The sequence below is a fragment of the Caulobacter sp. GW821-FHT05F04 genome, from assembly GCF_059419665.1.
In genome coordinates this window covers 36332-55420 of the sequence record NZ_JBWKSF010000003.1, presented here as the reverse complement: position 1 = coordinate 55420, position 19089 = coordinate 36332, and the positions used below count along the sequence as shown (strand labels likewise).

General features: G+C 68.0%; 21 protein-coding genes, 1 other RNA gene and 1 pseudogene. 9 read left to right on the top strand and 14 right to left on the bottom strand.

The genetic code is table 11. The features are described from left to right. Positions 1-114 precede the first annotated feature (114 nt). The 4 genes from rnpB to AC07R7_RS08865 form a co-directional block, all read right to left on the bottom strand. Positions 115-497, bottom strand: an RNA gene (gene rnpB / locus AC07R7_RS08880) — RNase P RNA component class A. A 49-nt stretch (positions 498-546) separates the two neighbouring features. Further along, on the bottom strand, positions 547-1146 hold the full coding sequence (locus AC07R7_RS08875; protein ID WP_494634906.1) for an FMN-binding negative transcriptional regulator: 600 nt from the start codon (positions 1144-1146) through the stop codon (positions 547-549). Then, complete coding sequence (locus tag AC07R7_RS08870; protein ID WP_494634905.1) at positions 1146-1874, bottom strand: N-acetylmuramoyl-L-alanine amidase; 729 nt, start codon at positions 1872-1874, stop codon at positions 1146-1148. Before AC07R7_RS08870 ends, AC07R7_RS08875 begins: the two co-directional genes overlap by 1 nt. Continuing rightward, on the bottom strand, positions 1871-2764 hold the full coding sequence (locus tag AC07R7_RS08865) for a DMT family transporter (protein ID WP_099576215.1): 894 nt from the start codon (positions 2762-2764) through the stop codon (positions 1871-1873). Before AC07R7_RS08865 ends, AC07R7_RS08870 begins: the two co-directional genes overlap by 4 nt. Positions 2765-2882: 118 nt before the next feature. On the opposite strand from AC07R7_RS08865, the gene AC07R7_RS08860 reads away from it, so the two are divergent. Then, positions 2883-4373 (top strand): flavin-containing monooxygenase, encoded by a 1491-nt coding sequence (locus AC07R7_RS08860; protein ID WP_494634904.1) that lies wholly within the window; start codon positions 2883-2885, stop codon positions 4371-4373. A 62-nt stretch (positions 4374-4435) separates the two neighbouring features. Here AC07R7_RS08860 and AC07R7_RS08855 read toward each other — a convergent pair whose 3' ends face one another. Together AC07R7_RS08855 and AC07R7_RS08850 are read right to left on the bottom strand one after the other, a co-directional pair. Then, positions 4436-5095, bottom strand: a complete 660-nt coding sequence (locus tag AC07R7_RS08855; protein WP_494634903.1) for a DUF3052 family protein — start codon at positions 5093-5095, stop codon at positions 4436-4438. Positions 5096-5099: 4 nt separating this feature from the next. Further along, positions 5100-5897, bottom strand: a complete 798-nt coding sequence (locus AC07R7_RS08850; RefSeq protein ID WP_492887676.1) for a crotonase/enoyl-CoA hydratase family protein — start codon at positions 5895-5897, stop codon at positions 5100-5102. 174 nt (positions 5898-6071) lie between these two features. On the opposite strand from AC07R7_RS08850, the gene AC07R7_RS08845 reads away from it, so the two are divergent. Both AC07R7_RS08845 and AC07R7_RS08840 read left to right on the top strand, forming a co-directional pair. Next, positions 6072-6434, top strand: coding sequence for a response regulator (locus AC07R7_RS08845; protein WP_492837870.1), 363 nt, complete (start codon positions 6072-6074; stop codon positions 6432-6434). Positions 6435-6485: 51 nt separating this feature from the next. Continuing rightward, positions 6486-7100 carry a pyridoxamine 5'-phosphate oxidase family protein gene (locus tag AC07R7_RS08840; protein WP_494634902.1) on the top strand — a complete coding sequence of 205 codons (615 nt, stop codon included), beginning with the start codon at positions 6486-6488 and terminating at the stop codon, positions 7098-7100. Positions 7101-7103: 3 nt separating this feature from the next. Here AC07R7_RS08840 and AC07R7_RS08835 read toward each other — a convergent pair whose 3' ends face one another. The 3 genes from AC07R7_RS08835 to fliX all read right to left on the bottom strand — a co-directional run bounded on the left by AC07R7_RS08835 (position 7104) and on the right by fliX (position 9840). Then, positions 7104-8642 carry a cation:proton antiporter gene (locus AC07R7_RS08835; protein ID WP_494634901.1) on the bottom strand — a complete coding sequence of 513 codons (1539 nt, stop codon included), beginning with the start codon at positions 8640-8642 and terminating at the stop codon, positions 7104-7106. Positions 8643-8767: 125 nt separating this feature from the next. Next, complete coding sequence (dksA, locus tag AC07R7_RS08830) at positions 8768-9196, bottom strand: RNA polymerase-binding protein DksA (RefSeq protein ID WP_125159473.1); 429 nt, start codon at positions 9194-9196, stop codon at positions 8768-8770. Positions 9197-9408: 212 nt separating this feature from the next. Next, positions 9409-9840, bottom strand: a complete 432-nt coding sequence (gene fliX / locus AC07R7_RS08825; protein WP_492837866.1) for a flagellar assembly regulator FliX — start codon at positions 9838-9840, stop codon at positions 9409-9411. A gap of 230 nt (positions 9841-10070) precedes the next feature. On the opposite strand from fliX, the gene AC07R7_RS08820 reads away from it, so the two are divergent. The 4 genes and pseudogenes from AC07R7_RS08820 to AC07R7_RS08805 all read left to right on the top strand — a co-directional run. After that, positions 10071-11183: a flagellar basal body P-ring protein FlgI gene (locus tag AC07R7_RS08820; RefSeq protein WP_492837865.1), complete on the top strand. Its 1113-nt coding sequence runs from the start codon at positions 10071-10073 to the stop codon at positions 11181-11183. Then, positions 11183-11572: a rod-binding protein gene (locus tag AC07R7_RS08815; RefSeq protein ID WP_492837864.1), complete on the top strand. Its 390-nt coding sequence runs from the start codon at positions 11183-11185 to the stop codon at positions 11570-11572. Before AC07R7_RS08820 ends, AC07R7_RS08815 begins: the two co-directional genes overlap by 1 nt. 4 nt (positions 11573-11576) lie before the next feature. Next, positions 11577-12026 carry a flagellar basal body protein gene (locus AC07R7_RS08810; RefSeq protein WP_492837862.1) on the top strand — a complete coding sequence of 150 codons (450 nt, stop codon included), beginning with the start codon at positions 11577-11579 and terminating at the stop codon, positions 12024-12026. Between the two features lie 10 nt (positions 12027-12036). Continuing rightward, a pseudogene (locus tag AC07R7_RS08805) lies at positions 12037-12118 on the top strand (hypothetical protein); the annotation flags it as partial. Positions 12119-12129: 11 nt separating this feature from the next. Here AC07R7_RS08805 and AC07R7_RS08800 read toward each other — a convergent pair. The 3 genes from AC07R7_RS08800 to AC07R7_RS08790 are packed head-to-tail and all read right to left on the bottom strand — an operon-like array spanning position 12130 to position 14424. Then, the gene (locus AC07R7_RS08800) at positions 12130-12768 is read right to left on the bottom strand and encodes a class I SAM-dependent methyltransferase (protein ID WP_494634900.1); all 639 of its coding nucleotides are present in this window, start codon (positions 12766-12768) and stop codon (positions 12130-12132) included. Further along, positions 12765-14354 (bottom strand): ABC-F family ATP-binding cassette domain-containing protein, encoded by a 1590-nt coding sequence (locus AC07R7_RS08795; RefSeq protein WP_494634899.1) that lies wholly within the window; start codon positions 14352-14354, stop codon positions 12765-12767. The genes AC07R7_RS08800 and AC07R7_RS08795 overlap by 4 nt, the downstream gene beginning before the upstream one ends. Then, positions 14311-14424 carry a hypothetical protein gene (locus AC07R7_RS08790; RefSeq protein WP_395444437.1) on the bottom strand — a complete coding sequence of 38 codons (114 nt, stop codon included), beginning with the start codon at positions 14422-14424 and terminating at the stop codon, positions 14311-14313. Before AC07R7_RS08790 ends, AC07R7_RS08795 begins: the two co-directional genes overlap by 44 nt. A 125-nt stretch (positions 14425-14549) precedes the next feature. On the opposite strand from AC07R7_RS08790, the gene AC07R7_RS08785 reads away from it, so the two are divergent. Further along, complete coding sequence (locus AC07R7_RS08785; RefSeq protein ID WP_494634898.1) at positions 14550-15014, top strand: DUF1203 domain-containing protein; 465 nt, start codon at positions 14550-14552, stop codon at positions 15012-15014. 9 nt (positions 15015-15023) lie between these two features. On the opposite strand, the gene AC07R7_RS08780 is transcribed toward AC07R7_RS08785, so the two are convergent. After that, a complete protein-coding gene (locus AC07R7_RS08780; RefSeq protein WP_492887663.1) occupies positions 15024-15185 on the bottom strand; it encodes a hypothetical protein in 162 nt (53 codons plus the stop codon). Positions 15186-15294: 109 nt separating this feature from the next. Further along, on the bottom strand, positions 15295-15921 hold the full coding sequence (locus AC07R7_RS08775) for a hypothetical protein (RefSeq protein ID WP_494634897.1): 627 nt from the start codon (positions 15919-15921) through the stop codon (positions 15295-15297). A 252-nt stretch (positions 15922-16173) separates the two neighbouring features. On the opposite strand from AC07R7_RS08775, the gene uvrA reads away from it, so the two are divergent. After that, entirely contained in the window at positions 16174-19083 is a 2910-nt protein-coding gene (gene uvrA / locus AC07R7_RS08770) for an excinuclease ABC subunit UvrA (RefSeq protein WP_494634896.1), read from the top strand. Positions 19084-19089 lie beyond the last annotated feature (6 nt).

The window sequence follows — 19089 nt, the reverse complement described above, 5'->3', positions numbered from 1 at the left end:
TTCGTCCCATTGGATGTGAACTTCAGGCGCCGTGGCCTTTCCCCGCGCGTAGGAAGACTCGGATGCGCCGCGCGTGAACGCGCTCTGTCGCCTCCCCGCCAGACGGGGAGGATGGGGACCAGATGATCTGTAAGCCGGGTTCTGTTCCGCCGCTCGAAAGCGACGGCGACGATCATTCCTCTAGGCCGGCCATTGCTGGACGGCTCTCGCGACCTACCCGGACCCTCTCGGCCAGTGACGGCCTATCCGACGCGAGGCCGGCGCGGGGTCCCTATTCGGTCTTGCTCCAGGCGGGGCTTGCCATGCCGTCCCTGTCGCCAGGTCCGCGGTGGGCTCTTACCCCACCCTTTCACCCTTCCCGCCCCGTAGGGAGGAGGTTTGCTTTCTGTGGCGCTATCCCTGGGATCGCTCCCGGTGGGCGTTACCCACCGCCTTGTCACCGTGGAGCCCGGACTTTCCTCGGCGTCCGAAGACGACGCGACCGCCCGATCATCTGGTCCGGGACGGTGTTTGACGGGGCGGAGCCCAAACGTCAACGCTCCAGCGTCAAAGGTCTCGCATCAGGCGCGCGATCGGATGCTCGCCCAGCCCCCGGGCCGCGCCCAACCGATCGGCGTCGTTCTTGTTCTGCGAGAGCTTGAAGGTCCCGTCCAGCCGCTCGACGAACAGCCGCCCGCCCATGATCCCGCGCAGCAAGGCCTCGAACTTGCCGGCCTTCATCTTGTCACGGGTCCAGGGCTTCTTGGGGAGAAGCCGCGCCTCTTCCTGAGCCGACAGGTCGTCCAGCAGGGCCACCAGTTCGGCCTCGCCCAGCGGCGCGACCGAGCCCTCGGCCTCTACCGACTGGTAGTTCCAGGTCGGCACCTGATCGGCGCTCTGGTACCAGTCCGGGCTGACATAGGCGTCCAGACCCGTGGCCAGCACCACCGCCCGGAAGCCCTGGGTCAGGTGCGGCGTCAGGACATTGCCGCGCGACAGGTGGAAATCGAGGGCGATCTCGCCGTCCAGGTCGCGGACTACCACCGGCGACTGGGCCACGAGCGGCCGTCCGCCGACGGACGCGGCGATCGTCACGAACGGGTGGGCGCGGATGAAGTCCAGCAGGACTTCGCGGTCCTCGACGTGGAAGCGGCCGTCCGGATGCATCAGTCCGCCGCCGCGCGCAGCAGGCCCACCAGCCGCGCCCGGGTCTCGCCGTCGGCGATGCCGTCGAAGCGGCTCTGCAGCCAGTGGCGCTGGAAGGCGCCGACCACCGTCGTGGTCCACTCGTCGTACTTGCCGGTGGGGGCGCAGTCGAAGCCAAGGCGGGTCAGGCCAGCTTGCAGGGCGAAGACGCCGGTCCCCTCCTCGCCCTGGCCCAGCGGCGCGCCGGGCGACGGCGCGGGCTCGATCCAGAGGCCGTGGCCGCTTTCGGCCAGGCGCTTCCAGGGGAAGAGCTCGCCCGGATCGACCTTGCGGCCCGGGGCGATGTCGGAGTGGCCGAGGATGCGGCTGTCGGGGATCATCCAGCGCGAGCGCACGTCGGCCAGCAGGTTGATCACCGCGGCGATCTGGGCCTCGGGGAACGGGCGATAGCCGAACTCGTGACCGGGATTGACGATCTCGATGCCGACCGAGGCCGAGTTGATGTCCTTGACGCCCTTCCAGAAGGCCGCCCCGGCGTGCCAGGCGCGACGCTCCTCGGGCACGAGGCGGAAGATGCGGCCGTCTTCTTCGACGCAGTAGTGCGCCGAGACCTTGGCCTCGGGGTCGCGCAGGCGCTCGATCGCGGCCTCGCCGGTCTCCATGCCCGTGTAGTGCAGCACGATCGTGTCGGGCACGGCCTTGCGGGCGTCGAAATTGGGCGACGGGGCCTCGATAAGGCTCAGACTCATTGGGCGCGGTTCCGGATCGACATCAGCAACGGCATGACCTGATTCCGCCGAAGCGCGATGATCAAGACGCCGGTCAGGGCCAGGCCGGCCCCCACGCCCATCCGCAGGTCGAAATGATCGTGGGTGACCAGCACGCCCAGCAGGATGGTGAAGAGCGGCGTCAGCAGGGTGAGCGGAGCGATCAGATTGGCCTCGTAGCGCTGGATCAGCCCGTAATAGGCCGTATGGGCCACGACCGAAACCACCAGGGCCGAGAACACCACCGCCGCCACGAACGGCCAGCCCGCCGCGATCCCCGCCGCGACCTGTCCGGGCTCGATCGCCGCGCTCATCGCCGCCAGCGGCCAGATCGACGAGAAGCCGACCCAGGCCTGGAACTGCAAGGGCCGCACGCCCTCGACCTGCTTCATCATCACCGCGCCCAGCGAGCCGGCGAAGGCGGCCGCCACGATCAGCCAGAGCCCCGGCGACAGCACGAAGCCGTGCGGGCTCCACATCACCGTCACCGCCCCGGCCAGGGTAAGCGCGATGCCAAGACCGCGCCGCCAGCGGATCGTCTCGCCCAGCATCAGCATCGACAGCAGGGTCGTGAACGGCACGCCCAGCTGGATCACCACCGACGCCGCCGACGGCGAGGCGGTCTTGAAGCCCATGAACAGCAGGGCGAAGTTCCCCGCCCCCATCAGCAGCGCCACCACCACGATCCGCCACGTCGGCTTGGGCGCGGGCAGCAGCCACGGCAGGGTCGCCAAGGCCACCAGCGAGAAGCGCACCGCCGCGTAGAAAAGCGGCGGCACGCCCCAATGGGCGACCACGATCTTGGAAATGATGTTGTTGCTGGCCCAGACCAGACAGATCAGGACCAGCAGGCCGAAGTCGCGAAGAGACATGAACTATCCGATAGGCCGCGGTTGACGTTCGGTCAAAACGGTCGTTTGTTAGTGAACACTGTTCACATACGACCACGCCGGGTCAACCGGCGGGCGTGAAGACCGGGCGGGAAACGGAATGACCATCGAACATGTCGACGTCCTGATCGTGGGCGCGGGGCTTTCAGGGATCGGCGCGGCCTATCACCTGAAGAAGCACTGCCCCGGCAAGACCTATGCGATCCTGGAGGGGCGCGAGGCGATCGGCGGCACCTGGGACCTGTTCCGCTATCCGGGCATCCGCTCCGACAGCGACATGTACACTCTGGGCTATAGCTTCAAGCCGTGGAAAGCCGCCAAGGCCATCGCCGACGGCCCGTCGATCCTGAACTACGTCCGCGAAACGGCGCGCGAGCACGACGTCGACCGTCACATCCGCTTCAAGCACATGGTCAAGCGCGCCAGCTGGTCGACGCAGACGGCGACCTGGACGGTCGAGGCCGAGCATGACGGTCAGACCGTCACCTTCACCTGCGGCTTCCTCTATATGTGCGCCGGCTACTACCGCTATTCGGCCGGCTACACGCCCGAGTTCGCGGGGACCGAGCGGTTCAAGGGGGCGATCGTCCACCCGCAGCATTGGCCCGAAGCCCTCGATTACACCGGCAAGAAGGTCGTGGTGATCGGCAGCGGCGCCACCGCCGTGACCCTGGTGCCCGAGATGGCCAAGACGGCCAGCCACGTCGTCATGCTGCAGCGCTCGCCGACCTATGTGGTCTCGCGCCCGGCCGAGGACGGGATCGCCAACTGGCTGCGCTCCAAGCTGCCGGCCATGACCGCCTATGGCCTCACCCGCTGGAAGAACGTCCTCTTCCAGATGCTGTTCTTCAACATGGCCCGCAAGAAGCCGGAGAAGGTCAAGGAGCGCCTGCTGGGCATGGTCCGCGAGCACCTGGGCCCGGACTACGACATCGAGACCCACTTCACGCCGCGCTACAATCCCTGGGACCAGCGCCTGTGCCTGGTGCCTGACGCCGACCTGTTCGACTCGATCAAGTCGGGCGCCAGCTCGGTGGTCACCGACCACATCGAGACCTTCACCGAGACCGGCCTCCAGCTGAAGTCGGGCAAGACCCTGGACGCAGACGTCATCGTCACGGCCACCGGCCTGCAGATGCAGCTGCTCAGCGGCATGGAGGTCGTGGTCGACGGCAAGGTCGCCGACCTGTCCCAGTCGATGAGCTACAAGGGCATGATGTTCAGCGACGTGCCGAACCTGGCCTCCGCGTTCGGCTATACCAACGCCAGCTGGACGCTGAAGGCGGACCTGACCTCCGAATATGTCTGCCGCCTGCTCAACCACATGGACCGCACGCGAACCGACTTCTGCGTGCCGCGCGTCGACGGCGAGATGGAGGTCGCGCCATGGCTCGACTTCTCGTCCGGCTACGTCACCCGCGCGATCGGCCAGTTCCCCAAGCAGGGCCTGCGCAAGCCGTGGAAGGTGCACCAGAACTACGCCCTGGACCTGGCCGCCCTGCGCCTGGGCAAGGTTGAGGACGGAGTCATGCAGTTTGGCCGCAAGACCGGGGTGAAGGCCCAGCCCGTGAAGGCGATGGCGGCGGCCTGACGAGGCTTCCCTATCGCCATCTCCTCCCCGCCTTCGCGGAATGAGCGGTATCGGGGATAATGCTACGCCTCCTCGTCGAACCCTTCGTCGTCCGCCACCGGAGCCGTCGCCGGCGCGGCCTTCGGCGTCTTGCGCTTCACGAACCGCAGGGCGGTGTGGGTCTTGGAGAAGGCGCAGACCTTGGTGTCGGACAGGCCAAAGCCGCGCGCGGCGGTCAGCACGTCGGTGTCCTTCAGCGGCGCGCCCTTGCCCTTCTGGGAGACGATCCAGATCGCGCCCTTGTCGGCCAGGATCCACATCAGGTCCTCCAGCCGATCGAGGTCGGCCAGGTCGTCGGCGGCCAGGAACAGGATGTCGACGCCGTCGGCCTCGTCGGCGTCGACCGGCTCGACGCGGGTAGACAGCTCGGCCAGGAACGCCGCGTCCTCGACGCCGTCGACGACCACGGTCATGCCCGGCTTGACGCCAAGCTTGTCCAGGCGCGAGGGCGGGTTCTGGATGGCGTGCAGCCACTTGTCGGCCTGGCCCGGCTCCAGGGTGAACCGCGTGCCGTCGCTCAGCACCAGGTCATCGCCCTCGGTCCGCAGGTTCTTCAGCGCGTGGCCCTGGTAGATGCCGCGATAGGCCCCGCGGAAGATCAGCTTCGGCGGCTCCCACAGCAGCTTGCCCTCGCTGTCGCCGTCCGACAGCTGACCCCAGACGCCACTCGCTTCCTTGCCCATGATCTCAGGCGCCCTTGAACACGGGCGCGCGCTTCTCGAGGATCGCGTCGACGCCTTCCATGTGGTCCTCGGTGTGGTGGGCGATGGCCTGGGCGGCCGCGCTCATCTCCATCAGGGTGTCGTAGCTGGCCGTCTGGCCGTGCTTGAGCAGGCTCTTGGCCATGCGCAGGGCGTGCGGCGGCTGCTGGGCGATGCGATTGGCGAGCGTCAGAGCCTCGTCCATCAGCGTCTCGGCCGGCACGGCCTTGCTGATCAGACCCCAGTCGGCGGCCTTGGCCGCGTCGATGACGTCGCCGGTGAACAGCAGTTCCGCCGCGCGGCTCATGCCGATCGTGCGCGGCATCAGCCAGGCGCCGCCGTCGCCGGGAATCAGACCCAGCTTCAGAAAGGTGACGCCGAACCGGGCCGTGTCGGCGGCGATGCGGATGTCGGTCATGCAGGCCACGTCGCAGCCCAGGCCGATCGCCGCCCCGTTCACCGCCGCGATCGACGGGACCTCAAGGCCGTAGATGGCCCGGACGATTCGGTGGATATTCTTGCGGTAGCCGTCGCGCACGGCCACGCCGTTGCCGCCGAACGCGCCTTCGCGCGCCTTCATCGCCTTGACATCGCCGCCGGCCGAGAAGGCCTTTCCCGCGCCGGTCAGGATCACGCAGCGGATCTCCTGATCGTCGTTGATCGCCTCGCAGGCGGCGACCACCTGGTCGCCGTCGCCCGGCGCTCCGAGGGCGTTCATCGTCTCGGGACGGTTCAGGGTGAGGATGGCGACGTGGCCGCGCTTCTCGGTAAGGATCAAGGACAAGGCTGGGCGCTCCTGCGAATTCTGTTTTTTCCTTCCATAGCCTGCTTTCCCACGCTGCGCAGCCGAACAGGCTCACACAACCTTTGCGCTTATGAAGATCACGAAAACGCGACTGGCGCGGCGACGCGCGGCGACATTGACTGGGCTTAGGGACGATCACGAAGGCTGCGGCGAATGACCGAGCACGCGAAGGCCCGACACGTGTTGATTATCGAGGATGAAATCCTCGTCGCGTTCGAGGTCGAAGCCCTTCTGGCGGAGCAGGGCTTCACGAGTTTTGATATCGCCGACAGCCTGTCGGACGCCTTGGCCTTGGCCTTGGCGAATCCGCCAGATCTGATCACCGCCGACTATCGGATCGTCGGCGGCACCGGCGAGGAGGCCGTCGAGGCCATCCAGCGGAAGCTGGGCCGCATCCCCGTCGTCTATGTCACCGGCAACGCCGACCAACTGCAGGGTCGCCTCACCCCGATCGTCGACAAGCCGATCTCGGCTCGCCGCCTGCGCGAGGCCTGCGTCCGCGCCGCCCTGTCCTGAGATTGTCCGCCGTCCGCCAAGGCTCTAGAAGCAGGGCCACGGGAGGATGCGATGCACGAGATCACCACCCTTGAGGCTCTTGAGGCGCTGTATCAGCCCCAGCCGGCCCCCGCCTCGACCGTCAAGGTCACCGACCACATCACCCCGCACTACGCGGCCTTGATCCAGGCCTCCCCGTTCGTGGCCCTGGCCACCGTCGGCCCCGAAGGCCTGGACTGCAGCCCGCGCGGCGACCTGCCCGGCTTCGTCCGCATCGCCGATCCCCGGACGCTGATCCTGCCCGACCGGCGCGGCAACAACCGAATCGATTCGTTGCGCAATGTCGTCCGCGACCCGCGCGTGGCGCTGCTGTTCCTGATCCCGGGCTCGGGCACAACCTTCCGCGTCAACGGCCGGGCGATGCTGAGCGCCGATCCCGACTTGCTGGACAGCTTCGCCGTCGACGGCAAGCCGCCGCGCACGGCCATGGTGGTCACGGTCGTCGAAGCCTACTTCCAATGCGCCCGCGCCATCGTCCGCTCGGGCCTCTGGAAGCCGGAAAGCCAGGTCGACCCGAAGTCCCTGCCCACGCCCGGCGCCATGCTGGCCGCCGTCACCGCCGGTGAGGTCGGCGGCGAGGCCTACGACCGCGAATGGCCGGGTCGCGCGGCGAAGACGATGTGGTGATGATCAGCTTTCCTCGATCTGCCGTTCGTCCTCGCGGCTGATCGAGACCTCCTCGAAATCCAGCTCCTCCTGCAGGACCAGAAAGGCGTCGGCGCCGACAACCTGGCCGTCGCGCAGTTCCTCCAGCCGCTCACGCTGGCGGCGGATGGCCTTGAGGCCCAGGGCCCTCCGCGCTTCCAGCTCACCAGTCCGCGTCGGGAAGGTGGTCGGCACCGCGGCGAAACGGTAGCGCCAGTGGTCGGCGGCCGCGCTCGTCTTGCCCTCCAGCGCCTTGAGGGCGACGCCGGCCATGTCGGCGCGGATACGGACCAATTCCGCGTCGAGGCCGTTCTCGCCGTCCAAGCGCAGCAGACGGACCAGCGGCGACAGGGTCAGGCCCTGCAGCACCAGGGTGGCCAGCACGACGGCGAAGGCGGTCAGCACGATCAGGTCGCGTTGCGGGAAGTCGCCCGGCAGGGCGAAGGCGGTCGCCAGGGTCACGAGGCCGCGCATGCCGCACCAGCCGACCAGCACGCCGTGGCGCAGGCTGGGGGTCGGATAGGCGTCGCCCCGCAGGCCGGGGAGGATCTGGGACAGCCGGATATAGGTCAGCACCCAGACCATCCGCACCGCGACCAGGCAGCCTACCACCGCGGCGGCGAAAACGGCCGCCTCCATCAGGCGCTCGCGCGGCATGCTGGCGACGATGGTGCGCGCCTGCAGGCCCATCAACAGGAAGGCCAGGACGTTCAGCAGGAACACCGACGAGGTCCAGACCGCGAAACTGTGGATGCGCATGCGCGGCGGCGTGCGCAGGCTGGCCGTTCTGGCGATGGTCATGGCGAAGGCCACCAGGCACAGCACCGCCGAAAGCCCCAGGCGCTCGGCGATGATCCAGGCTCCAAAACACGCGACGAACTCCGCCATGTTGCCGCCCAGCGTGCCGGTCACGAAAGGGTTCATGAAGCGCAGCACGCGTGCCAGGACGACCCCCAGGATCACCCCGCCGGGCGCCGCCAGCGTCAGCTTCACCGCCAGGGCGGTGTCGATGCCGCCCTGGGCCTGGAAAGCCAGCGCCGCCGAGAACAGCAGCAGGGCCGAAGCGTCGTTCAGCAGGCTCTCGCCCTTCAGCACCGCGACCGAGCCGCGCGGCAGGCGCACGCTGGTGAGGATGGCGGTGGCGGCCGCCGCGTCCGGCGGGGCGACGATCGCGCCCAGGGCCAGGGCCGCGGCGATCGGCAGGCCGACCATGGTCACGCCCAGCCACGCCACCGCGCCAGCGCTGAGGACCACCGCCACGATGGCCAGGGCGAATAACGGCCGCCACATTTTGCGCACATCAGCGACCGGGAAGTCGAAGGCCGCGTCGACCAGCACCGGGGCCAGAAACAGGGCCAGGGCCGTATGCGGCTCCATCGAGATCTTCGGCAGGCCTGGGACAAGGGCGAAGCATACGCCGGCCGCGGCCAGCAGGGCCGGATAGGGCGCGTTCAGCCGACGCGAAACCTGCAGCAGCAGGACGGCGGCGGCCAGCAGGACGAGCAGGCTCTCGAAAAAGCTCAAGCGGTGTCTCCGGGTCGGCGCACGACCTTACGCACCTGATCTCAAAACAAAAGCGGCCCTGGGCTCCCCACCCAAGGCCGCTTGAAACACATTGAGTCGCCCCAAGTTCCCTTGGAGAGCAGCGCTTAGTCGTCGCGATGGACGCGTTCGCGGCGCTCGTGGCGTTCCTGGGCTTCGACGCTCATGGTCGCCGTAGGGCGAGCATCCAGTCGAGCCAGGCCGATGGGCTCGCCCGTCTCCTCGCAATAGCCGTAGGAGCCGTCCTCGACGCGGCGCAGGGCCTGGTCGATCTTGGAGATCAGCTTCCGTTGACGATCGCGGGTACGGAGCTCAAGAGCCCGGTCGGTTTCCGAGGACGCGCGATCAGCGAGATCGGCGTGATTCTCGGTTTCTTTCTGGAGATGAGCGACCGTTTCGCGAGATTCGCGAAGGATCTCCTCTTTCCAGGCCAGCAGCTTGTTCTTGAAATACTCAAGCTGCCGTTCATTCATGAAAGGCTCGTCCTCGGAAGGACGATAGTCAGACTTCTCGACAAGAACAGTGGCCGTTTGCATCAACGCCTCACGCCCCAATGAACTCAGCCCTTAAGGGCTGCGTGCTTATAGCAAAAGGTGAGCCGGGTTCAATGAACCTCGCGTGAGCGGCGCGTTCAGGTCGCGCGCCTCCCGCAAAAGGGCCGTGAACACGGCGGCGACGCGTATAGAACGCGCAAGAAAGACTGGCGTGGCAGGGAAACGCCGATTTTGAAGTCCCCGCCCCGGCCATCTCAGCTACGCGCCTGAAGCTTGGCCAGCTCGACGGCGGCGCGCGTCTCGATGTCGTTGAGGATCCCTTCCAGGTTGGGATCGTCGGTATTGTCCCGCTGCTCGCGGATGGCGCGCGTCAGGCGGTCCAGGGTGTCGGATGAGATGTCGCCGTCGATCAGCCCGACCCGCACATCGCCCAGCAGGTCGAGGATGTGCTCGGCGCGGCGCACCGCGCGGCGCTTGCGCTCCAGCGGATTGCCGACCGCGCCCATCTCTTGAAGCGCCAGCAGGGCGTCGACCGAGCCGACGCCGGACAAGCCGCCGACCGAGGCGGTGCTCGCGGCGCCGCTGGCGGCGTTCACGGATGGCAGCGAAAAGCCCGTCGACCCGCCGGCCGGCTTGGCCCGCGACGCGCCGCTCGCACCTACGCCCCCCGTGCTGGAAACCTTCATCCGACAGCTCCAAAAAGCTCATGGCGCGAGTCACTTATCCCGCGATCTCAACATAATCCGCCTGGGCGCTTGAAGTATGGTTAATGCCGGGCAGATTCTGCCGCGAGGCGCCCTGCGGACCACCGCCGAATCCCGAATCCGTTGAGTCACAAGGCCCTGAGCACGATCAGGAAACTGGCCCGCTTCTGGCATGGAGCGGCGCGGGGACGGTTCCCCACGACGAGATTGCCATGCCGCGTTCATTCTTTCGCATCCTGCTGACCGCCCTGGTCGCCGCTTCGGCGCTGGTCGCCGCCCCGGCGTTCGCCAAGTCGCGGATCAAGGACATCGTCGCCTTCGAAGGCGTTCGCGAGAACCAGCTGATCGGCTACGGCATCGTGGTCGGCCTGAACGGCACCGGCGACAGCCTGCGCAACGCGCCGATGACCAAGCAGAGCCTCGAAGCCATGCTGGAACGCCAGGGCGTCAACGTCCGCGACGGCAATCTCAACACCAAGAACACCGCCGCCGTCATGGTCACGGCCGCCCTGCCCCCCTTCTCGGCGGCCGGCTCGAAGGTCGACGTCACCGTCTCGACCCTGGGCGACGCCAAGAGCCTGCTGGGCGGCACCCTGCTCGTCACCAGCCTGCAAGGCGCGGACGGCCAGACCTATGCCGTGGCGCAAGGCACGGTTCAGACCGGCTCGGTCTCGGCGGGCGGCGCCTCGGGCAGCTCGGTCACCAAGGGCGTTCCGACCGCCGGCCGCATCGCCAGCGGCGGCGTCATCGAGCGCGAGACCGGCTTCCAGATGGTCAATATGGACATCATGCGCCTGACCCTGCGCAATCCGGACTTCACCACCGCCCGCCGCGTCGCCGACGCCATCAACGCCAAGTTCCCCGGCTGCGCCCAGGCCCAGAACCCCACGATCATCGCCACCCGCGCCCCTCCCGGCATGGACATGATCACCTTCATGACCAACATCGAGAACCTCATGGTCGAGCCCGACGGTCCGGCCAAGGTGGTGATCGACGAAGTGGCCGGCGTCATCGTCATGGGCGACGACGTCCGCATCAGCAAGGTGGCCATCGCCCAGGGCAACCTGACCATCTCGGTCCAGGAAAACCCCGCCGTCAGCCAGCCGGCGCCCTTCAGCCAAGGCCAGACGGCCGTGGTCCCGCAATCGACGGTGAATGTCGACGAGGAGAAGGGCAAGAAACTGCTCACCCTGGGCGGCTCGCCGTCGCTCAAGAGCCTGGTCGGCGGCCTCAACGCGCTGGGCGTCACGCCCCGCGACATGATCTCGATCCTGCAGGCCGTGAAGGCCGCGGGCGCCCTGCAAGCCGACATCGAGGTGATGTGATGAGCACGCTGTCGACCATCTCCACCTTCGTCCCGCAGTTCGGCGCGACCGCCGCCACGATCAAGACCGCCGCCAAGGCGGTGCAGAGCGCCGCGAGCACGGCCCAGGGCGCGGTTCAGGACGCCGCCAGCGCGGCCAAGGAGGCCGCCCGGCGCGCCAAGATCGCCGACACGGCCAAGACCTTCGAGTCCTCGTTCATGTCCGTGATGATGCAGCAGATGTTCGAGGGCGTGAAAACCTCCGAACCGTTCGGCGGCGGCAACGGCGAGGAGATGTTCAAGTCGGTCCTGACCGACGCGATGTCGAAGGAAGTGACCAAGGCCGGCGGCATCGGCCTGGCCGCCACGATCCAGCGCGAAATGCTGAAGATGCAAGGTCTGAAGGAGTAACCCCATGGCCATCGCCGCCATCGACGCCGACGATCGCGTCCACCAGCTGACCCTGTTGACCGAGCGCCTGACCGACCTGATCGCCAGGGAGGCCTCGGCCTTCGAAAGCCACCGCCCGCACGAGGCGGCGCAGTATGTCGAAGAGACGGCCAAGCTGGCCAATGTCTACCGGCACGAGTCGATGCGGGTGCGCCACAACCCCGCCCTGCTCGAAAGCGCCCGCCCCGAGCTGCGCCAGCGGCTGATCCGCGCCACCGAGGCTTTCGACGCTGTTCTCGCCCGCCAGGCGCGCGCCGTGAACGCGGCCAAGACGGTCACAGAGGGCCTGGTCCACGCCGTGGCCCAGGAGATCGCCAGCCAGCGCGCCGCCCCGGCCGCCACCTACGGCGCCGGCGGCATGGTCACCGACCGCCCGCAGCACGGCGCGGCGATCACCCTGAACCGCAAGGCCTAGGAACAGAAACCTCGTCCTTCGACAGGCTCAGGATGAGGTTTCCACCGAACGCCAGCACTGATCCTCATCCTGAGCCCGTCGAAGGACGAGGATCACGCTCTGCCTAACCGATGAATTCGAACACCGCCGCCGCTCGCATCGCCCCCTGGGCATCGCCATAGTCGGCGACCGGATACTCGGCCACGACACGCAAGCGTTCGGTGGGCAGAAAGGCCCGGAACGGGTCGCCGATCAGCACCATGATCCCCGCCGCCAGGCACCGCCGCAGGAAGCCCTCGATCCGCTCGGCCAGGTCCGGGTCGTAGAAGAGATCCCCCACCAGCATCAGGTCGACCTCCGGCGGATCGCCACCGGTGATGTCGGACGGCGTCACCTCGACCGCCACGCCGTTGGCGGCGGCGTTCAGGCGCGTGGCGGTCGCGGCATAGGGATCGATGTCGACCGCCCTCACCGCGCCCGCGCCCGCCAGGGCGGCGGCGATGGCCACCAGGCCCGAGCCCGCGCCGAGGTCCAGCACGCGCTTGCCGGCGACGATCTCCGGATGATCGAGGACGTGTCGCGCCAAAGCCAGGCCACCGCCCCACGGCCGCGCCCAATAGGGCGAGCCGAAGTCCGGATCGGCCTCGGCCAGCCGCATCAGGCCGCTGCGGGGTCCGGCGCGATGCAGGCGGATCTCCGGGACGCCGGACGCTGCCTCCAGCGGCAGACGGCCCAGGATGAAGGCTTCGAGATCGGTCGTCATGGCTTGTCACCCAAGTTTACCGTTCTCTCGACGCCGATCGCATCCAGGAAATCGGCGTCGTGGCTGACCACCAGCAGCGCCCCGTCATAGCCCGACAGCACCGCCTCGACGGCTTCGATCGAGGCCAGGTCCAGGTGATTGGTCGGCTCGTCCAGGATCAGCAGTTGCGGCGGGACGGCGGCGCAGAGCACGCAGGCCAGAGCCGCCCGCAGGCGCTCACCGCCGCTCAGGGTCCCCGCGACCTGATGCGCTGCGGTGTTACGGAACAGGAACCGCGCCAAGGCCGCATGGGCGTCGTTCTGGGACGCGGCCGGGTTCAGGCGGCGGAAGTTCTCCAGGATGGTCTCGTCGTCGGCCAGCAGCGCCGCCCGCTGATCGAGCAGAGCGAACGGTACGGACAGCTTCACCGCCCCCGCCGCCGGCGCCAACGCGCCGGTGGCCAGCCGGATCAGGGTCGTCTTGCCCGTCCCGTTCGGTCCGGAGATCGCCACCCGCTCGGGCCCGGCGATGCGAAACGACAGGCCTTCGATCACCGGCGTTCCGTCCGGCCAGCCGAAGGTGACCGCCTCGAAAGCCAGCACGCCGCGCCCTTCCGCCAGGCCCGACGACGGCAGGTCGAAGCCCAGGGTCCGGGCGCGCTCGACGCGGGCCTCGGCCGAGACCTTGGCCTGGGCCGCCTCGGCCGTCAGCTTGTCGGCGAGCTTACCCTCGCGCGCGCCGCTGTTCTCGGCCCGCTCGGCCATCATGCCCAGCACGATTTTCGGCGTCCCGCCCCGGTCCGCGAACTTGCGGCCGGCGGCGTCCCGGCGCTCCTTGCGCTCGCGGGCCACTTGGGCCTCGCGGGCGACGCGGCGGACCTCCTTCTCGGCGTGGTCGAGGTCGCGCTGGGCGGCCTGCGCCGCCTCGGCCTTGCGTTCGGCATAGAGGTCCCAGCCGCCGCCGTAGGACCGCGCGCCCAGCGACGACAGCTCGACGATCCGGTCCATGCCGCGCAGCAGGCCGCGGTCGTGGCTGACCACCACCGCCCCGCCGCGCCAGCGGTCCAGCACCTTGCCGACGATCCCCCGCGCCTCGATGTCGAGATTGTTGGTCGGCTCATCAAGCAAGAGAACGTCGGGCCGGGCGATCAGCAGTCGCGCGAGGTCGGCGCGCGTCGCCTGCCCACCCGACAGCGCCGCCGCCGGTCGCTCGGGGTCGAAGCCCGCCAGGCCGACATCGGCCAGCGCCTGATCCAGCCGCGCCGGCAGATCCCAGTCCGCTTCGGCCAGGTCGACCTCGTCGCCCTCCCCGCGCTCGATGCGCGACAGGCGATCCCAGGCCTCGCCGACGCCCAACAGGTCGGCCAGTCGCGCCCCCGGCGAAACGTCTGGCGTCTGATCGAGGGTCGCGACGGTCCCCGCCCGCATGACCGTCCCAGTCAGCGGCGCGCGTGCGCCGGCGATCAAAGCCAGCAAGGTGCTCTTGCCGACGCCGTTGCGCCCGACGAAACCGATCCGCTCGGTCCCGATCGCCAGGTTCAGATTTTCGAAAAGAAGCCGGCCGTCAGGCGTGGCGGCGGAAACGGCGTCCAGAGTGACGAAGGACATGCGAACCCACGGTCAGGGAAACGGGAAGGACGAAGCGGTCTTCCGTCTTGCTGATCATGGGAGCCTCCATCGGATGGGAAGGGGCGGCTTTTACGCCCGCGAACGAAGTTCGGCAAGCTGGACCGCCGTCGCAAGGATCGGGTGTCGTTCTTCGACGGCTGGCGCGACAACGCGGACAACCCCGAGGAGTTTTCCATGGCCTACACCGTCACCAGCCTGTCCGCCGAACCGTTCGCCCCGCTGTTCGCGATGGACGACGAGGCCTTGGCCTCGCGCGGCGCCCGTCGCGTCGTCGCCGATGCGCCGCTGGGCTTTCCCTGCCGGGTCAGCCTGGATGACGCGGAGCCGGGCGAAACCCTGATCCTGGTCAATTACGAGCACCAGAGCGCCTCGACGCCGTTCCGCGCCAGTCACGCCATCTTCGTGCGCGAGGGCGTCGAACCCGTCGCCGTGATCGACGAAATGCCCCCCGCCCTGCGCCGCCGCCTGCTGTCGCTGCGGGCCTTCGACGCCGACGGCATGATGATCGCCGCCGACATCGTCGAGGGCGCCCAGGCGCAAGGCCTGATCGAAAGGATGTTCGAGGATCCGCGGATCGCCTACCTGCACGCCCACTACGCCAAGTGGGGTTGCTACGCGGCGCGGATAGACCGGGCCTGAGGCCAGGTTCTAGGTTGGCGCCATCTCGCGCAGGACCCAGACCAGCGAGCCGATCCCGGCGCAGAAGACCATCATGTCGATGACGATCGAGCGCGGCTTGGGCGCCTTCAGCGCGTCGAACGCCTCCTGCTTGGCGTCCAGCTTGGCGTTCCCGGCCTCTTTCTTGGCCATGGCTCATTCCTTCGTAGGGTCGAGCTTCGGCCCGAACCTGCGCTTTTAATCATGCGTGGACTGAAGAACCCGCTTCCAAACAGGGTTGAGGGAATCCCAACGGCGCCGCTCAGAAGCAGCCGCCCTCGCGCATCGACGGCATAGGCGGGGGATCCGCGCCGGGCTGAGTGCGGATGGTGCGATAGGCGCGACAGCGTTCTTGGCGGCGTGTCTGCTTGTTCTCGAACTTCGGTTCCCTTTGCCAGGCCTCGCGCCCGTCGGTCGGGCCGATGAACGTGCCGGGCGGCTTGGGAACACCGCCATAGCAGCGCTCATTCTCCTCCGGGGTCATGTGCTCGTTGCTGAGCCCCCTGCACGCCCGGTGGTAGCGGCCCCAGCCATAGTCCGGATTGCCCTCGGTCAGCCGCCATTGCTCGACGGCCTTCGGATCGACCGTCCAGGCGGGCTCGATCGCGGGGGAGCCCGTGGCGCGCGGTCCGGTGAGTCGCCCCGTCGCCCCGTCCGGCGCGGCCGACGGCGTCTCTTTTGCCGGAGCAGCGCTCCGGGAGGCCGCCCGCCCGCTCAGCGGTAGGGATCGCGGCCTCCGCCGATCGAACCGCTCCAGGTCCACGACGATCACCGTCGGCTCCTCAACGACCGGCGCCGTGTCCTCGACCAGCACCAGGGCGGCCAGGATCAGGCTATTGATCAGGACGCCGCCCGACACGGCGATCCAGCGTCGCCCTCCCCGCAACATTTCCGCCCCCTGGCCGCCACCTCTGGTTAAGCTGAGTGGCAGCACGCGCGCCGCTGGCGCCGTTTTCGAGGCGGTGGCGTGTTCAATCAGCGCCCATCGAAGAGTCGCCCTGCTGACATCCGCTGTCAGCAGCAGCGCCGCGGCGCGTGCGCGACATTTGTTCGCATGTTGTTCTTGTGTTAATTCGCGCGTCGAGCCCTACATATAGCCGCTGCGCCGCGACCAATGTCGCGGCCCAACGTTCCGGAAAACATGGCTGAGCAACTGAACTTCATCCGCGTTCGCGGCGCCCGTGAGCACAATCTGAAGAACGTCAGCGTCGATATCCCGCGTGGCGAGCTGGTCGTGCTGACCGGCCTGTCGGGCTCGGGCAAGTCGTCCCTGGCCTTCGACACGATCTATGCCGAGGGCCAACGTCGCTATGTGGAAAGCCTGTCGGCCTACGCCCGTCAGTTCCTTGAGCTGATGAGCAAGCCCGATGTCGATCTGATCGAGGGCCTGTCGCCCGCGATCTCGATCGAGCAGAAGACCACCAGCCGCAACCCGCGCTCGACCGTCGGCACGGTGACCGAGATCCACGACTACATGCGCCTGCTGTGGGCGCGGGTCGGGGTGCCGTACTCGCCCGCCACCGGCCTGCCGATCGAGAGCCAGACCATCAGCCAGATGGTCGACAAGATCACCGCCCTGCCCGAAGGCACGCGTCTCTACCTGCTGGCCCCGGTCGTTCGCGACCGCAAGGGCGAGTACCGAAAGGAGATCGCCGAGTGGCAGAAGGCCGGCTTCCAGCGGCTGAAGATCGACGGCGAATACTATCCGATCGAGGACGCCCCGGTCCTCGACAAGAAGTTCAAGCACGACATCGACGTGGTCGTGGACCGCGTGGTGACCAAGCCCGACATGGAGCAGCGCCTGGCCGACTCCATCGAGCAGGCGCTCCGGCTCGCCGATGGTCTCGCGGTTGCCGAGTTCGCCAATATCGAGGACGGCGAGAAGGAGCCGCGGCGCATCCTGTTCTCGGAACGCTTCGCCTGTCCGGTCAGCGGCTTCACGATCGCCGAGATCGCGCCGCGCCTGTTCTCGTTCAACAATCCGGCCGGCGCCTGCCCGGTCTGCGACGGCCTGGGCGCCAAGTTGGCCTTCGACGCCGACCTGGTGATCCCCGACAAGGACAAGAGCCTGCACAAGGGCGCCGTAGCCCCGTGGGCCAAGGGCCCCTCGCCGCTCTACACCCAGACCCTGCAGGCCCTGGCGCGCCACTACGGCTTCTCGATGGATGACGCCTGGTACAAGCTGTCGCCCGACGCGCGTGACGTGGTGCTGAACGGGTCCAAGGGGACCAAGATCAAGTTCATTTACGACGACAACGCCCGCAAGTATGAGGTCGAGAAGCCCTTCGAAGGCGTGCTGCCGAACCTGGAACGCCGCTGGCGTGAGACGGACAGCAGCTGGGTGCGCGAGGAGCTGGGCCGCTATCAGTCCGACACCCCCTGCGAGACCTGCCACGGCAAGCGCCTGAAACCCGAAGCCCTGGCCGTCAAGATCGACGCCATGGACATCGCCGAGGTCTCGATGCTGGCCATCCGTCCGGCGCGCGACTGGTTCGCGAGCCTGGAAGGCAAGCTGACCGACAAGCAGATGGAGATCGCCCGGCGGATCCTGAAGGAGATCAACGATCGCCTGCGGTTCCTGGTCGATGTCGGTCTCGACTACCTCAACCTGTCGCGCGGCTCGGGCACCCTGTCGGGCGGCGAGAGCCAGCGCATCCGCCTGGCCAGCCAGATCGGCTCGGGCCTGACCGGCGTGCTGTACGTGCTGGACGAGCCGTCGATCGGCCTGCACCAGCGCGACAACACCCGCCTGCTGACCTCGCTGCAAGGCCTGCGCGACCTGGGCAACTCCGTGCTAGTTGTCGAGCACGACGAGGAGGCCATCCTCACCGCCGACTACGTGATCGACATGGGTCCGGCCGCCGGCGTCCACGGCGGCGAGATCATCGCCGAGGGCAAGCCGGCCGACATCATGGCCAACCCCAAGAGCATCACCGGCCAGTACCTGACCGGCGCGCGCGAGATCGAGGTCCCCGAACAGCGCCGGCCGATCAACAAGAAGAAGGTGCTGAAGGTCATCGGCGCCACCGGCAACAACCTGAAGAACGTCACGGCCGAGATCCCCGTGGGGACCTTCACCTGCGTCACGGGCGTGTCGGGCGGCGGCAAGTCGACCTTCACGATCGAGACCCTGTACAAGGCCGCCGCGCGCCGACTGAACAACGCCAGCGACGCTCCGGCCCCGCACGAGCGGATCGAGGGCCTGGAGCAGTTCGACAAGGTCATCGACATCGACCAGAGCCCGATCGGCCGCACCCCGCGCTCGAACCCGGCGACCTATACCGGCGCCTTCGGCCCGATCCGCGACTGGTTCGCCGGCCTGCCGGAGAGCAAGGCGCGGGGCTATGGCCCGGGTCGCTTCAGCTTCAACGTCAAGGGCGGCCGCTGCGAGGCTTGCCAGGGCGACGGCGTCATCAAGATCGAGATGCACTTCCTGCCGGACGTCTACGTCACCTGCGATATCTGCAAGGGCAAGCGCTACAACCGCGAGACCCTGGACGTGCTGTTCAAGGGCAAGACCATCGCCGACGTCCTGGACATGACCGTCGAGGAGGCCGCCGACTTCTTCAAGGCCGTGCCGCCGATCCGCGACAAGATGGAGACGCTCAAGCGCGTGGGCCTCAGCTACATCAAGGTCGGCCAACAGGCCACGACCCTGTCGGGTGGCGAAGCCCAGCGCGTGAAACTGTCCAAGGAGCTGTCGCGCCGCGCCACCGGCCGGACGCTCTACATCCTCGACGAGCCGACCACCGGCCTGCACTTCGAGGACACCAAGAAGCTGCTCGAGGTGCTGCACGAACTGGCCGACCAGGGCAACACCGTGGTCGTCATCGAGCATAACCTGGACGTGGTGAAGACCGCCGACTGGCTGATCGACTTCGGGCCCGAGGGCGGCGACGGCGGCGGCGAGATCGTCGCCACCGGCTCGCCCCAGGACGTGGCCAAGGTCGAGGCCAGCTGGACCGGCCGCTACCTCAAGGAGTTGCTGGACCGCCACGAGGAGCGCCGCAAGGCTCGGGTGGCCGAACTGAAGAAGGCCAAGCGGGCTTAGGCGGCC

Coding starts and splice junctions, on each gene's coding strand:
- AC07R7_RS08780 (WP_492887663.1), bottom strand. CDS start 15,185: ATGGCCAAGAAAGAGGCCGGGAACGCCAAGCTGGACGCCAAGCAGGAG.
- AC07R7_RS08815 (WP_492837864.1), top strand. CDS start 11,183: ATGAGCACGCTGTCGACCATCTCCACCTTCGTCCCGCAGTTCGGCGCG.
- AC07R7_RS08860 (WP_494634904.1), top strand. CDS start 2,883: ATGACCATCGAACATGTCGACGTCCTGATCGTGGGCGCGGGGCTTTCA.
- AC07R7_RS08800 (WP_494634900.1), bottom strand. CDS start 12,768: ATGACGACCGATCTCGAAGCCTTCATCCTGGGCCGTCTGCCGCTGGAG.
- AC07R7_RS08870 (WP_494634905.1), bottom strand. CDS start 1,874: ATGAGTCTGAGCCTTATCGAGGCCCCGTCGCCCAATTTCGACGCCCGC.
- AC07R7_RS08790 (WP_395444437.1), bottom strand. CDS start 14,424: ATGGAGGCTCCCATGATCAGCAAGACGGAAGACCGCTTCGTCCTTCCC.
- AC07R7_RS08820 (WP_492837865.1), top strand. CDS start 10,071: ATGCCGCGTTCATTCTTTCGCATCCTGCTGACCGCCCTGGTCGCCGCT.
- uvrA (WP_494634896.1), top strand. CDS start 16,174: ATGGCTGAGCAACTGAACTTCATCCGCGTTCGCGGCGCCCGTGAGCAC.
- AC07R7_RS08840 (WP_494634902.1), top strand. CDS start 6,486: ATGCACGAGATCACCACCCTTGAGGCTCTTGAGGCGCTGTATCAGCCC.
- AC07R7_RS08845 (WP_492837870.1), top strand. CDS start 6,072: ATGACCGAGCACGCGAAGGCCCGACACGTGTTGATTATCGAGGATGAA.
- AC07R7_RS08785 (WP_494634898.1), top strand. CDS start 14,550: ATGGCCTACACCGTCACCAGCCTGTCCGCCGAACCGTTCGCCCCGCTG.
- AC07R7_RS08875 (WP_494634906.1), bottom strand. CDS start 1,146: ATGCATCCGGACGGCCGCTTCCACGTCGAGGACCGCGAAGTCCTGCTG.
- AC07R7_RS08865 (WP_099576215.1), bottom strand. CDS start 2,764: ATGTCTCTTCGCGACTTCGGCCTGCTGGTCCTGATCTGTCTGGTCTGG.
- AC07R7_RS08855 (WP_494634903.1), bottom strand. CDS start 5,095: ATGGGCAAGGAAGCGAGTGGCGTCTGGGGTCAGCTGTCGGACGGCGAC.
- AC07R7_RS08795 (WP_494634899.1), bottom strand. CDS start 14,354: ATGTCCTTCGTCACTCTGGACGCCGTTTCCGCCGCCACGCCTGACGGC.
- AC07R7_RS08810 (WP_492837862.1), top strand. CDS start 11,577: ATGGCCATCGCCGCCATCGACGCCGACGATCGCGTCCACCAGCTGACC.
- dksA (WP_125159473.1), bottom strand. CDS start 9,196: ATGCAAACGGCCACTGTTCTTGTCGAGAAGTCTGACTATCGTCCTTCC.
- AC07R7_RS08775 (WP_494634897.1), bottom strand. CDS start 15,921: ATGTTGCGGGGAGGGCGACGCTGGATCGCCGTGTCGGGCGGCGTCCTG.
- fliX (WP_492837866.1), bottom strand. CDS start 9,840: ATGAAGGTTTCCAGCACGGGGGGCGTAGGTGCGAGCGGCGCGTCGCGG.